This is a genomic window from Pseudomonas sp. SA195 (assembly GCF_054131565.1).
Genome location: NZ_CP096392.1, coordinates 998,036 through 1,011,924 on the forward strand (window position 1 = coordinate 998,036; position 13,889 = coordinate 1,011,924).

At 60.9% G+C, this 13,889-nt stretch carries 11 protein-coding genes; 5 read left to right on the top strand and 6 right to left on the bottom strand.

The genetic code is table 11. The features are described 5' to 3' along the window. Window positions 1–8 precede the first annotated feature (8 nt). The 3 genes from ftsA to lpxC all read left to right on the top strand — a co-directional run bounded on the left by ftsA (window position 9) and on the right by lpxC (window position 3,512). Window positions 9–1,256, top strand: a complete 1,248-nt coding sequence (gene ftsA / locus M1D78_RS04560; RefSeq protein ID WP_437422965.1) for a cell division protein FtsA — start codon at window positions 9–11, stop codon at window positions 1,254–1,256. Window positions 1,257–1,301: 45 nt separating this feature from the next. Next, window positions 1,302–2,489 carry a cell division protein FtsZ gene (gene ftsZ / locus M1D78_RS04565; protein ID WP_437422966.1) on the top strand — a complete coding sequence of 396 codons (1,188 nt, stop codon included), beginning with the start codon at window positions 1,302–1,304 and terminating at the stop codon, window positions 2,487–2,489. A 111-nt stretch (window positions 2,490–2,600) separates the two neighbouring features. Then, window positions 2,601–3,512 carry a UDP-3-O-acyl-N-acetylglucosamine deacetylase gene (gene lpxC / locus M1D78_RS04570; protein ID WP_437422967.1) on the top strand — a complete coding sequence of 304 codons (912 nt, stop codon included), beginning with the start codon at window positions 2,601–2,603 and terminating at the stop codon, window positions 3,510–3,512. 79 nt (window positions 3,513–3,591) lie between these two features. On the opposite strand, the gene M1D78_RS04575 is transcribed toward lpxC, so the two are convergent. Beyond that, complete coding sequence (locus tag M1D78_RS04575) at window positions 3,592–4,125, bottom strand: ferritin-like domain-containing protein (protein WP_437422968.1); 534 nt, start codon at window positions 4,123–4,125, stop codon at window positions 3,592–3,594. Between the two features lie 236 nt (window positions 4,126–4,361). Next, window positions 4,362–4,760, bottom strand: coding sequence for a Rho termination factor N-terminal domain-containing protein (locus tag M1D78_RS04580; RefSeq protein WP_437422969.1), 399 nt, complete (start codon window positions 4,758–4,760; stop codon window positions 4,362–4,364). A gap of 348 nt (window positions 4,761–5,108) precedes the next feature. Here M1D78_RS04580 and rfbD point away from each other — a divergent pair, with 348 nt between their 5' ends. After that, the gene (gene rfbD / locus M1D78_RS04585; protein ID WP_437422970.1) at window positions 5,109–6,032 is read left to right on the top strand and encodes a dTDP-4-dehydrorhamnose reductase; all 924 of its coding nucleotides are present in this window, start codon (window positions 5,109–5,111) and stop codon (window positions 6,030–6,032) included. A gap of 119 nt (window positions 6,033–6,151) precedes the next feature. Next, window positions 6,152–7,051: an AEC family transporter gene (locus tag M1D78_RS04590; RefSeq protein WP_437422971.1), complete on the top strand. Its 900-nt coding sequence runs from the start codon at window positions 6,152–6,154 to the stop codon at window positions 7,049–7,051. Between the two features lie 7 nt (window positions 7,052–7,058). On the opposite strand, the gene M1D78_RS04595 is transcribed toward M1D78_RS04590, so the two are convergent. The 4 genes from M1D78_RS04595 to purD form a co-directional block, all read right to left on the bottom strand. Beyond that, entirely contained in the window at window positions 7,059–7,811 is a 753-nt protein-coding gene (locus M1D78_RS04595) for a VC0807 family protein (RefSeq protein ID WP_437422972.1), read from the bottom strand. 71 nt (window positions 7,812–7,882) lie between these two features. Then, entirely contained in the window at window positions 7,883–8,836 is a 954-nt protein-coding gene (locus M1D78_RS04600; RefSeq protein ID WP_437422973.1) for a lysylphosphatidylglycerol synthase transmembrane domain-containing protein, read from the bottom strand. A gap of 621 nt (window positions 8,837–9,457) precedes the next feature. Beyond that, window positions 9,458–12,262, bottom strand: a complete 2,805-nt coding sequence (locus M1D78_RS04605; protein ID WP_437422974.1) for a hybrid sensor histidine kinase/response regulator — start codon at window positions 12,260–12,262, stop codon at window positions 9,458–9,460. A 110-nt stretch (window positions 12,263–12,372) separates the two neighbouring features. Beyond that, window positions 12,373–13,662, bottom strand: coding sequence for a phosphoribosylamine--glycine ligase (gene purD / locus M1D78_RS04610; RefSeq protein WP_437422975.1), 1,290 nt, complete (start codon window positions 13,660–13,662; stop codon window positions 12,373–12,375). Window positions 13,663–13,889: the final 227 nt, after the last annotated feature.

The following is a 13,889-nucleotide window of genomic DNA, read 5'->3' on the forward strand; positions in this document are numbered from 1 at the left end:
TGAAACACATGTCTAGCGTGCAAAGCGGCAAGATGATCGTCGGTCTGGATATCGGCACCTCCAAAGTGGTAGCGCTGGTCGGCGAGGTCACGGCGAATGGCGAACTGGAGATCGTCGGAATCGGCACTCATCCGTCGCGCGGCTTGAAGAAAGGCGTAGTGGTGAATATCGAGTCGACCGTGCAATCGATTCAGCGCGCCGTGGAAGAGGCGCAGCTGATGGCCGGATGCCGTATCCACTCGGCCTTCGTCGGCCTCGCCGGCAACCACATACGCAGCCTGAACTCTCACGGCATCGTCGCCATCCGCGACCGGGAAGTCAGCAATGCCGATCTCGAGCGCGTGCTCGACGCCGCGCAAGCTGTTGCGATTCCAGCGGACCAGCGCGTGCTGCACACGCTGCCCCAGGATTATGTAATCGATAACCAGGAGGGCGTTCGCGAACCTCTGGGTATGTCGGGTGTGCGCCTGGAAGCCAAGGTGCACGTAGTCACCTGTGCAGTGAACGCTGCGCAAAACATCGAAAAATGCGTACGCCGTTGCGGCCTTGAGGTAGACGACATCATCCTCGAGCAACTCGCATCCGCCCACGCCGTGCTGACCGATGATGAGAAGGAGTTGGGCGTCTGTCTGGTCGACATCGGGGGTGGCACGACCGATATCTGTATCTTTACCGAAGGTGCCATTCGCCACACGGCAGTGATCCCAATTGCCGGCGATCAGGTCACCAATGACATCGCCATGGCGCTGCGCACGCCGACCCAGTACGCCGAGGAAATAAAGATTCGCTATGCCTGCGCGCTGGCCAAGTTGGCCGGCCCTGGCGAAACGATCAAGGTACCGAGTGTCGGCGACCGCCCGCCGCGGGAACTCTCGAGACAGGCCCTGGCCGAAGTCGTGGAACCGCGCTATGACGAGCTGTTCACGCTGATCCAGGCCGAACTCCGGCGCAGCGGATACGAGGATCTGGTCCCGGCCGGCATCGTGCTAACGGGCGGAACCGCCAAGATGGAGGGTGCGGTGGAGCTGGCAGAGGAAATCTTCCACATGCCGGTACGCCTGGGCATCCCCCACAGTTTCGAAGGACTGACCGACGTCGTCCGCAATCCTATTTATTCAACAGGCGTGGGCCTGTTGCTCTACGGGCTGCGCAAGCAGGCCGATGGCATCCCCATGTCCGGTCACGGCCCGTTCGCCGATGAACCCAAAACATCTGTCGTGGACCGCTTGAAAAGCTGGATCCAGGGCAATTTCTGAGCAAAGCGGCAGTACCAAAACTAGAAAGCTGGAGGAGAGAGGGAAATGTTCGAACTCGTAGACCATACCCCGCAAAATGCAGTGATCAAGGTCATCGGCGTTGGCGGCGGAGGCGGCAATGCCGTCAACCACATGGTGCGTAACAACGTCGAAGGTGTGGAATTCATCTGCGCCAACACCGACGCTCAGGCACTGAAGAAAATCGAAGCGCGCACCGTATTGCAACTGGGCTCGACCATCACCAAAGGACTTGGTGCTGGTACCAACCCGGACATCGGTCGCCAGGCCGCAATGGACGACCGCGAGCGCATCGCCGAGGTCCTGCAGGGTGCTGACATGGTGTTCATCACCACTGGCATGGGCGGCGGCACCGGTACGGGCGCCGCCCCAGTCATCGCATCCGTAGCGAAGGAAATGGGCATCCTGACCGTAGCAGTGGTGACACGTCCGTTCCCGTTCGAAGGTCGTCGTCGTATGCAGGTCGCTGAAGAGGGCATTCGTCAGCTGTCCGAGTGCGTCGATTCGCTAATTACCATCCCCAACGAGAAGCTGCTGACCATTCTCGGCAAGGATGCCAGCCTGCTGGCTGCGTTCGCCAAGGCCGACGACGTCCTGACCGGCGCCGTGCGCGGCATCTCCGACATCATGCAGCGTCCCGGCCTGATGAACGTCGACTTCGCTGACGTCAAGACCGTGATGGGCGAGATGGGCATGGCAATGATGGGTACCGGTTGTTCCACCGGCCCGAACCGTGCGCGGGAAGCCACCGAGGCAGCGATCCGCAACCCGCTGCTCGAAGACGTCAACCTGCAGGGCGCTCGTGGCATCCTGGTCAACATCACCGCGGGTCTGGATCTGTCGCTGGGCGAATACGCTGCGGTGGGCGAAATCATCGAGGCGTTTGCTTCTGATGAAGCGACCGTCAAGGTTGGCGCTGTGATCGATCCAGATATGCTCGACGAACTGCACGTTACCGTCGTCGCAACCGGCCTTGGGCCGCGTAGCGAAAAGCCTGTCAAAGTCGTAGACAACACGCTGCAAACCGCAGCTGTGGCACCGCAGGCCGCTCCCGTAGCTCGGCAGGAGCAGTCAGCAGTCAACTACCGCGACCTGGATCGCCCGACGGTCATGCGCAATCAAGCCCATGCTGCAGCCACTGCAGCGAAAATGAACCCTCAAGAGGATCTGGATTACCTGGACATTCCAGCGTTCTTGCGCCGCCAGGCCGATTGATACTGTTTATCAGGTCAATCGGATCGATTGGTATTCAGCAAAGAGGGGTTCTGCTATGATCGCCGCATTTGTTGGAAACCATTCGCAACAGCGCAATAGCGAAATCAAGCCATGATCAGACAACGCACACTGAAGAACATCATTCGCGCCACTGGCGTCGGCCTGCATTCGGGGGAGAAGGTTTACCTCACTCTAAAGCCGGCACCGGTGGACACGGGTATCGTGTTCTGTCGCACCGACCTCAATCCGCCTGTGGAGATCGCTGCCCGGGCCGAAAATGTCGGCGAGACCACCATGTCGACGACGCTCGTCAGCGGAGACGTCAAGGTCGACACGGTGGAGCATCTGCTTTCGGCCATGGCCGGGCTTGGGATCGATAACGCCTATGTTGAGCTTTCCGCCTCGGAAGTGCCCATCATGGACGGTAGCGCTGGCCCCTTTGTGTTCTTGATTCAATCAGCTGGACTGCAGGAGCAGGACGCCCCTAAGAAATTCATTCGCATCATCCGCGAAGTCACGGTGGAAGACGGCGACAAGCGCGCCACGTTCCTCCCGTTTGAAGGCTTCAAGGTGAGTTTTGAGATCGACTTCGACCACCCGGTTTTCCGCGGTCGTACCCAGACCGCCAGCGTGGACTTCTCGAGCACTTCTTTCGTCAAGGAAGTGAGCCGGGCCCGGACCTTCGGGTTCATGCGCGACATCGAGTTCCTCCGCTCGCACAATCTGGCACTGGGCGGCAGCGTGGAAAACGCAATTGTGGTCGATGAAGATCATGTGCTTAACGAAGACGGCCTGCGTTACGAGGACGAATTCGTCAAACACAAGATTCTCGATGCGATTGGTGATCTCTATCTATTGGGGACTAGTCTGATCGGCGAATTCCGCGGCTTTAAATCCGGACATGCATTGAACAACCGCTTGCTGCGCACTCTGATGGACCAGAAAGACGCGTGGGAAATGGTGACATTCGATGATTCCCAGACCGCACCGATCTCCTACATGCGCCCGGCAGCCGCCGGCTGAGCAACACTCTCCTTCCTTTTATGAGGCCACCTTCGGGTGGCCTTTTTTTTTGCGCGCCAGTGTTGTGCCCTGGGATGGCTCAGTTCATGCCGTCAAGGAGGCCGGCCATATCGTCTGCGTGCTCTTCTTCCTGGGCGAGTATGTCCTCAAAAATGCGGCGAGTAGTAGGGTCCTTGTCACCGATGTATTGAACGATTTCTCGGTAGCTATCGATGGCAATACGCTCGGCCACGAGGTTCTCGAACACCATGTCGCGAAGGCCGTTGCCCTCAGCATATTGCGCGTGGGCACGTTCGGTCAGGCTGTCGGGGTTGAAGTCGGGTTCGCCGCCCAGTTGCACGATGCGCTCTGCTAGCCGGTCGGCATGTTCTTGCTCTTCGTTGGCATGTTCGAGAAACTCGTCCGCCGCGACGCTCGATTTCAGGCCGGTCGCCATGTAGTAGTGGCGCTTGTAGCGGAGGTAGCACACCAGCTCTGTCGCCAGTGCTTCGTTGAGCAGGTTGATGATGACTTCGCGGTCGGCAGTGTAGCTTTCGGTTACTGCGCCATTTTCAACGTGCTGTCGCGCACGTTCGCGTAGGGTTTGTTTGTCACTCAGTTGCACATAACTCATCACGGTCTCCTGAACATGTTCGTCCTGCGGATTGATGATCCGTACGGTGGCCATTGCGCCTTGGGCGTCTCGCTGGGCCGTTAGTTGTGATAGGCGAGGGCGCGGAAAGTTTAGTCCGCGCCCTCCCTGGGCTCCTCAATGGGTACGGGTTCGCCAGGCTCTTCCCGCTCCGGCGTTGGAATTGGGCCGGGTGTGCCGTCGTCACGCGGATCCGGGTCTTTCATCGCTACAAGCCCTCACGAAAGTGCGTTCAATAGCTCGGCCTTGCGCATGCTCGACCGGCCCTTCACGTCCCGTTCACGCGCTTTCTGCATCAGTTCATCGCGCGTCATGTCCGATAGCGACGAGCTCCTGCTTCCCTTGCTGCGGGCGGAACCTTTGTTGGGTGACGCTCCGTTACGAGCCTCTGCGGCGCGATGCGACGAGTCCTTTCGATCCGCTCGCTTGGCTGTTTCGCTCTTGTCATGTCCAGAACCGCCCTTACGCTCGCCGCCGCCGGACTGCTTGTTCACCGTCGCCCACGCACGCGCTTCGGCTTCTTGTTCAGAAACGCCGCGCTTCTCGTAACCTTCCTCGATGTGCTCTGCCTTACGTTGCTGCTTTTCCGAATACTTGGATTTATCGCCTCTAGGCATGACCGTTCCTCGTGAATGGGTTATCAGCAAACACGACCGATACGACACGGTGTCCGCTCGCTCGTTACCTTTTTGGCCTCGGGGCGGGGCGTGAGTTTCACCTGTGCTAGCATGCCGCTCCGCCCCTCTGGCAAGTGGCATCAGAAGCCGTGAGGAATGGCGACTTGCCAGCTTTCAAGGCGGCCTAAAATTTAATTGCTGGCGAGCCCGTCATCCGGGGAACAAAAGGCAATTATCCTGGCCTGAACCAAGCACGCCACGCGCTAGCTGGCCGGTTGTAGCGCAACGGCGCACCACCTGATTCTTCATTCCCGCTTTTTTGAAGTGGGCCTACGACGAGGCGATACCATGCGAATCCTTGTTTGCGGTGCCAATGGCCAGGTTGGCCATGAGTTGGTAGACCGTGCTCGGACTTATGGCCTCGAGGCGCTCGGCATGACGCGCGAGCAGCTCGATATCACCCAGACCGAAGCGGTGTGCAGTGTCGTGCGCAACCTCGGCCCGGACCTGGTGATCAACGCAGCGGCCTATACCCACGTGGACAACGCCGAAGCCAATTCAGCGCAGGCATATGCCGTCAATCGTGACGGTGCCGCGAGCCTCGCCGAGGCGTGCCGGCGCGTGTCGATCCCCCTGTTGCATATTTCCACTGACTACGTGTTCTCAGGCGAGGCTCGCGAACCCTATAAGGAAACCGACGCTGTCGCTCCAACCGGTGTTTATGGCGAAAGCAAGCTCGCCGGGGAGCGTGCCATCGAGGCCGCTCTGGAGCGCCATGTGATCTTGCGTACCAGTTGGGTATACGGGGTGCATGGCCATAACTTCGTCAAGACCATGCTGCGTCTTGGCCGGCAGCGCGATGCGCTTTCGGTTGTGGCGGACCAGCACGGTTGCCCAACGGCCGCCGGTAGCATTGCCGAAGTGCTATTGACCCTGGCGCAGCGTTATCTGCAGGGCAATGATCTGGCCTGGGGCACCTATCACTACAGTGGTCGGTCGCCTTGCACCTGGTATGACTTCGCTGTAGAGATTTTCCGCCAGGCCGCGGCTAAAGGGCTGCTGGCGAAGCAGCCCAAGGTATCGTCGATATCGACTGCCCAGTATCCAACGCCAGCGCGGCGGCCGGCGTGGTCGGTGCTCGATTGCTCTAAATTCGAGTCCACCTTTGGGGTCGATACCCGTGACTGGAAAGCCGAACTGTCCGGCGTGCTTGACGTTTTGCAGCGCAGCGAAGCCCGGCAGGCGAGCGCGGCCCAGCATACTCAGGCCTGACCGCCGTCTAGAACGGTGGTGGCAGACGTATTCGCTGATGTACCGCTGAGGCGCAGAGGTTATTCTGGCGGCTTTTTGTAGCGCGGCATTGGGTCGCGTCGCTCGCTGGAGTTTCCGCAGTGGTCGTGTTTCAGGCAATCCTTCCCATTTTCGGCTTGATCATGCTGGGCTTCTTCCTCGGTCGGCGCGCATGGCTCGCCGGGGAGGCGGCCAGTGGCCTGGCCAGCATTACCTTCAAGCTATTCATGCCTGCGGTATTGTTCGCAGGCATTGCCCGGGCGGACTTGGGCGATGGCATGTCGCCCATGCTGCTGCTGGGCTACTTCGGGCCGGTACTGGCCGTGTTTTTTGGCGTTGCCCTGGTCGCGCACCGGTTGCAAGGGCGAGCGTCGCCGCTTGGGCTGACGGCGGCTTATTCGAACAACGTGCTGGTCGGCATTCCTTTGGTGACGACCTTGCTTGGTGCGCACAGCCTCGTCTATGTGTTCTCGATCCTCGTCTTCCACAGCTTGATCTTGTTTTCACTGCAGAGCTTCTACAACGCCTTCGGTTCCGGACAGAAGGTAGGCGCCGGGGTGTTGTTCAGAAATTTGGCCAACCCGCTGATCATCGGCCTGCTGCTTGGCGCTCTGCTGAATCTGTCAGGGCTGGATCTCCCTCAGCCATTGTGGCGTATTGCCGACTGGCTGGCCCAGGCGGCCCTGCCTTGTGCCCTGATCGTGCTGGGGACCAGCCTGTCGCGTTTCCGCCTACGCCCCAGTGGTGCCGCCGTCATGCTGACTGTGATCAAGCTGGGGATCTTTCCTTTTATGGTCTGGATGTTCAGCGGTCTGCTACCTGGCATCGGCAGCGAGGCACGTAGCGTGTTGGTCCTGCTGGCCGCGTGCCCAACCGGAGTGAACGTGTTGGCGTTCGCGATCAATCCGGCCGATACACGTCCGGTCAGCTCCACAGTGTTTCTCTCGACCGTCCTCGCGGCCATTACGCTGCCGCTCTGGATGTTGCTGGTGTCGACCTGACGCTGCCTCAGCGACGGTCGTCGCGTTGGCCGGGCCCGTTCGCGAGGATGTCCTCCAGGCGAAGCCCGGTGAGGCCATGGATGGTGCGCCAGACATAATAGAAGATCGCCATCATCATGAGCATGCTCGGAATGGCGATCATCGGGTAGCTGAGCAATGTCATTCGCCCGAGCTCGGCGTTGAAGGCTTCGCTGCCCGCCGGGCTCTGCACGATCCACTTCGCCAAGACATAGTTCATGAATGATGAGAAGAAGAAGGTCCCGCTGAGCAGATAGGTCGCGCGCAACAAGCGACTTTCGAAATGCTCGACCTGCCCCCGATGGACCAGCTGGTCGTGGACCTTGTCGACATTGAGTACGTTTGGGTTGTAGAGCAGGGTTCGGATCAAGGGAAAGCGGGTGCGGGTCGAGGCCAGTACGGCGAGGCCGATGATGCCCGGAATGGCGGCTTCCTTGATCGCTAACCATTCGGGATCGAGCTGCAGCAGGCCGATGCCCCCCGTGAGCAAGACACTGACCAGGCCGAGCAAGGCAATCCAGTTGAACTTGCGGTGGCGGACCAATTCGAACAGGCCCCAGCCCAGCGGGAAGGCCAATGCCAGCAGCAGGGCACCGTCTGCCCCCAGGCGGTCCTCGCCGCTCAGCTTCATTAGGACCAGCGACGGGATGACGATGCTGATGAGTAGATCGACCAGCGGGCGTGGCCGCTGCTTGGCATCGTGGGGCGCAGGTGGCGATTGCTTGTCGCGACGTTCACTCATGTCGTTCGATTTCGTGCGGTTGGAGCGCGCATGATCGCCCGAGCATGACGCCTTGGCCAGACGGCGTTGTGTCAGGGCTTTGCGTCGGGCTCCCGTTTCCGCCTTCCTAGCCATTGGCTCGATTCGAACGCGGCGACTACGAGAATGGCCAGAGCGAACGGGAGCAGCAGGTACAGCGCACGGAATACGATTAGCGCGGCCAGCACGTCGGCTGTCGGCAGCTCAGGCATTGCGGCGAGGAACGTCACTTCCAGCACCCCTAGGCCACCCGGCGCATGGGACAGCAAGGCGAGCGAGAAGGACGCGAGAAAGACGCCAAGCACGACCAGATATCCCGGATTGTGGGTGGCCGGCAGCGCGAAATAAATGATCGCGGCGGCGCACAGCAGCTCCAGCGGAGCGGCGATCAGCTGACGGGCCACGATCGGCAGCCGCGGGTACTCGACGCGCCATTTGCCCAGGTGCAGTGGCGGCAGGTGTCGCCAGGCGCCGAACACATACAGTGCGACCACGCAGAGCAGGCCGCTGCCGATCGCGATCGACCACCAGGGATCGGCCTCGACCACACGGTTGAGCAGATCCGGTCGAAGCACGAGCACGGTGCCGCCAGCCAACAGCGTGCCAAGCAGGAAGGTGAGCGAGCAGAACACGATCAGTACGCCGATTTCGTTCGGCGTGAGCCCCTTGCTTCTGTAGGCGCGGTAACGTACGACCGCGCCGGAAAAGACCGAGGCACCAACGTTATGCGCCAATGCATAGGTGGTGAACGAGCACAGCGTAATGAACCACCATGAGATCCGCCGCCCCAGGTGAGCGACGGCAATTCGGTCGTACCACGCCAGGGCGAAGTAGGCCCCAAGCGTCGCCAGGCCCGCGAAGATCCAGTTTCGATAACGAATGGCTGCCAGACTGTCGGTCAGTTCGTTCAACGAAATGTTGCGGATCTCGTGGTAGAGCAGGTAACCGGAAAACAACACTGCAGAGATGCCGATGACTGTCCAGGCGGCATCGCTCCTTTTCATCATTCGGGTGGGCTCCTTGGTGACGGCGCGTCTGGCCTTGATGAGCCGGCCTATGTGGTTGCGCCTCACTGACTGATGGGCCGTTCTGATTATCGGCAGCGCAGCGCGCGATTTGTTCACTCATCCCGAAGCGTTCCGGCTGCACCTGGCTGGCTGGGTGTGGTCCACCCTAGGTCAATGACGCTGGAGGTGATGATGTCTGACATTCTGCAAGACAAGCACGTCGAGAGTTGACTGGCACTGCTTGGCGAGGGCTACCGGTTCATTCCTGAGCGATGCCGGCGGTTGAATACGGATATCTTCCAGGTACGGCTGTTGATGCAGAACACCGGCACCAATCGAGACGCGCGATTGTGGACGAGCCGGAGCAGTTCATGCCGGAGCGGTTCATCGACTGGAATGGCGGGGCGTCCAACTTCATCACACAGGCGGCGGAGATGTGCACAGCGGTCATCGATGCCCTGGCGAGCCGCTGGCGATTGGCTTGCTCAAGAGTGCGGTTGCCATGCTGACGCGGGGGCGTACCGGCGCAGGACTTGCAGATGAATGTTGGAGGATGCCCGCGCAGCCGGAAAGTCGTTTCGTCATTGCCGACGTCCAACGGTCACTCAGCACCGGTGAACCTCACGCCTGCCGTGCGCTTCGCGCCGCGACCCAGTGCTCGATGAGTTCGCGTAGCTGCGACATTTCCACCGGCTTGGCCATGTGCCCGTCCATGCCGGCCTCACGCGCTCGTTCGCGATGTTCGCTGAGAATGTGCGCTGTGAGCGCCACCACTGGCGTGCGCGGCCGGCCGGTGTCAGCTTCCCAGGCGCGCAGCAGTGCGGTGGCCTGAAAGCCATCCATAATCGGCATCTCGCAATCCATGAGTACGAGGTCATAGGGCTGGATTTTGATCGCTGAAAGCGCTTCCTCACCGTTGCTGGCCGTGTCCGGCTTGAGGTTGAGCTTGTTCAGCATGCCGCGGATCACCTTGGTCGAGATAGTGTTGTCTTCGGCGACCAGAATCTTGAAATCTTCCGGGACCATTAGCGGCGTGCTGGACAGAGTGGTGGTGGGCCAGGCAACGTTGGCAGTGCTACGCCGCGCCAACTCGTCCGCGAGGGTAGTTTTGAGGGTATAGCCGGCCACCGGTTTGGCGAGAATGCGCTTGATGCCGGCATTGCGCGCGATGATCTTGCTCGGCGCGCTGCTCATGCCCGTGAGCATGATCAGCAGGATGTCGTGGTTGAGGCTGAAGTCTTCCTTGATCTTGCTCGCCAGTTGCATGCCGGTCATGCCTGGCATGTCCTGGTCGAGCAGCACGACGTCGAAATATTCGTTGAGGTGAGCCTTGGTCCGCAGCAGTGCCAGCGCTTCCTTGCCCGACGCCACTGCGCTGACATCCAGCCCCCAGCTGCTGCACTGCTGGCTCAGCACCTTGCGGCAGGTGTCGTTGTCATCCACCACCAGCAGACGCGCGCCCTGTAGCGGGCTTTCCAAATCACTGGCGGGTTGTATCAGGCTTTCGGGGGCCAGAGGGAGGCTGATCCACAGCGTGTTGCCGGTCAGGCCGCCGGTCTGGATACCGAACTCGCCGTCCATCAGATGCACCAGCTGACGCGCGACGATGAGGCCGAGTCTGCCCCCGTGGAAGGTGGCGGCCAGAAAGTCGCGACTGTCGACCTCAGCGTTGAGCAGGGCGTCCCGTTCGGTGCTCTCCAAGGGTCGACCGCTGTCCTGCACGGTGATGCGCAACCGCGGCTTCTGAGGGTCGGAGTCGTCAATCGCAGCGATCAGCAGGACTTCGCCTTCCTCGGTCTGTTTGAACGCGTTCTCCAGCAGATTGAGCAGCGCCTGGCGAAGGCGCGTCGGGTCGCCGGAAACCACGTGAGGAATGTGTGGCTGCACGAAGCTGATCAGCTCCACTTTCTGCTGCTCGGCCTTGGCGCGGAAGATGCCGAGGCAATCCTCGATTAGCGCGTTCAGGTCGAACTGCACATCGTCCAGCTCGATCTGGCCTGATTCCAGCTTCGAGATGTCGAGGATCTCGTTGATCAGGTTCAGCAGTTCGTTGCCGGAACTGTGAATCGTCTGTACGTAATCGCGTTGTTTCGCTGACAGCGAGGTGTCGAGCAGCAACTCGCTCATCCCCAGTACGCCATTCATGGGGGTGCGGATTTCGTGGCTGATCTTGGCCAGGAAGTCGGCCTTGGTCCGCAGCTCGGCGCTGGATACTGCGGCCGCGGTGTGCTGGGAGCGGGTGTCGGCCTGAATCTGCCGTTGCCGTTCGAGCAGCGCGAAACTGAGGATCAGTCCGGAGCAGGTCGCCACGCTAAACACCACGCCGGTCAGCCAGTCGGGGTCGACCTGGCTGAAGCCAAGCAGGATGGGAAACACCGAGATGAAACCAGCATCGAACAGCAGCATGCCGGCGACCAGCAACCTAGCCGGGTCGTAGCCCTGGCGCCAATAGTGAATCGCGACGGCGGTTACGCTGAGTGCTGCAACCAGTACGAGCGTGTAGATCAGCCAGCTGTACCAGAACTGACCGGTGGTCAGAATCACGACGGCCAGCACGACCACTGTGGCGATTTGCAGGCCGAGTAGCCAATTGACCCAAGGTTTGCGTCGCGGCTGAAAGAAACCCAGGGTAAAGACCAGGATCGAGATGCAGGCGAGCATGGAGGACATGTCCGCGACCATCGGCTGGCTGTAGATGAGTTTGGGCGACCAAACCGCCAGCAGCCCGAGATTGGCGATTGCACACGTGAGCAGGGCGCCGTGCAGCAGGGCGAGCCAGATATGGCTGTAGGTGAAGGTGTAGGCGAAGCGCAGCAGGTTGTAGACCATCAACAGCGCAAGTGCGCCAAAGAGGGCGCCGAAGAGGTAGGCCGGACGGGCATGCTCCACCAGCTCGCGTTCGTCGACGGTGAAGAACCACGCCATCATCGGATGGGAGGAGTGGAGCCGCACGTAGGCTTCGCGCGGCACGTTGTCATTCGGCAGGTTGAACAGGTAAGCGCGTGCCGGCAACGGGCGCGACTCGAGCGGGCGCAGCTCACCGGTTTCCACGGTTTGTTCGAGTTCGCCGTCGCGTAGCAGATAGAAATCCAGATACTGAACGCGTGGTGCAAAGAACCACAGCCAGTGCGGTGCCGAATAAGCCGGCAGGCTGACCTGAATCCACACCGCGTGGTTGCTAGCCGGCGCGCTGTAGGAGTGCTTTTCGATGCGTTGGAACAGCGCGCGCTGCGCCACTACCTCATCGAGCGTAAGCTGGCCAGACTGATCGATCAGCATTCGCCAATTCGGCTGGGTGGGCTGATCGGGTTCCGTCAGTTCAGGAGTTTCGCCGGGTGCGGGGGAAGCCGCGAGTGCCGACGCGGATGACAGCGTCAGCAGAAACAGACCGAAGGCGAACGCAATGGCGACACCGAGTCGACGCACGATTGAAATCCCTTCATCTGTGTGACGGCGAATTATAGCCATGCGCGCAAGCCGCTGGAATGCGCGCCGCGGTGTATCTGACCGGGCGCACATATGCGGGATTTTGCCTGTCAGCTAAGCCCTTGTTCGCGGGCAATCGCGCGATAGCCAATGTCGTGTCGGTAGAAGTGCCCGCTCCACTCGATGCGCGCAGCCAAGGCATAGGCGTTCTGCTGTGCGTCTGACACCGTTTCGCCAAGGGCCGTGGCGCAGAGGACGCGCCCGCCTGCGGTAGTCACTTGGTCATCCTGAAGCGCAGTGCCGGCGTGAAAAACTTTTCCGCCGAGCTGGGCTGCTGCCTCCAAGCCGTGAATGACAGCGCCCTTGGCGTAGTCGCCGGGATAACCACCGGCAGCGAGCACGACACCGAGGCTGGGCCGGGGGTCCCACTGAGCTTCGACCTTGTCCAGCGCTTTGGCCAGTGCGGCTTCGATCAGCAGCACCAGGCTCGACTGGAGGCGCAGCATGATCGGCTGCGTCTCTGGATCGCCAAAGCGGCAGTTGAACTCGATGACCTTGGGCGCGCCGCTGCGGTCGATCATCAGGCCGGCATAGAGGAAGCCGGTGTAAAGGTTCCCTTCGGCTTCCATGCCGCGGACGGTCGGCCAGATCACCTCGTCCATTACCCGCTGGTGCACGTCAGGGGTGACGACCGGTGCGGGCGAATAGGCCCCCATGCCGCCAGTATTGGGCCCGGTGTCGCCGTCGCCGACGCGCTTGTGATCCTGGCTCGTGGCCATCGGCAGTACGTTCCGACCGTCGACCATGACGATGAAGCTGGCTTCCTCGCCATCGAGAAATTCTTCGATCACCACCCGCGCACCGGCATCGCCAAACGCATTACCTGACAACATGTCGCGCACTGCTTCCTCAGCTTCCTCGAGGGTCATGGCGACGATCACGCCCTTGCCGGCGGCGAGGCCGTCCGCCTTGATGACGATGGGGGCGCCTTTTTCACGCAGGTACGCCAGGGCGGCCTCGACGCCGGTGAAGTTCTGGTAATCGGCGGTCGGGATGCGGTGACGGGCAAGGAAGTCTTTGGTGAACGCCTTAGAGCCTTCGAGCTGAGCCGCAGCAGCGGTCGGGCCGAAACAGTCGAGGCCGCGCTGGCGGAATAGGTCGACGACACCCTTAACCAACGGGGCTTCCGGCCCCACGATGGTGAGTTGCACGTTGCGCTCGGCGAAATCGGCCAGTTGCTCGATGGCCAGGACGTCGATCGCCACGTTTTCGCACTTCGGCTCGGTAGCGGTGCCGGCATTACCCGGGGCAACGAATACCTTCTGTACGCGCGGATCCTGCGCGACCTTCCAGGCCAGCGCGTGCTCGCGGCCGCCGCTGCCGATGATCAGTACGTTCATTGTGTTCTCCTTGGAGAGCCAGGCTGTAGGCCCAGTTGGGGACCAGCGTCAGCTGCTCACCCTGTGTAAGCGATTGTCGGGCCAGGCCCTGGGAAGCGAATCTATTGGGCCGCGATGAACTGCCGAGTGCCAGGCGGACTCGAAGTGCGCATTTGCCTTTATGGCAATTGGCATCGGCGAGTCCGCGGCCAGCATCTCACAGCGGCGATTCACCGCGGCCCTGCCAC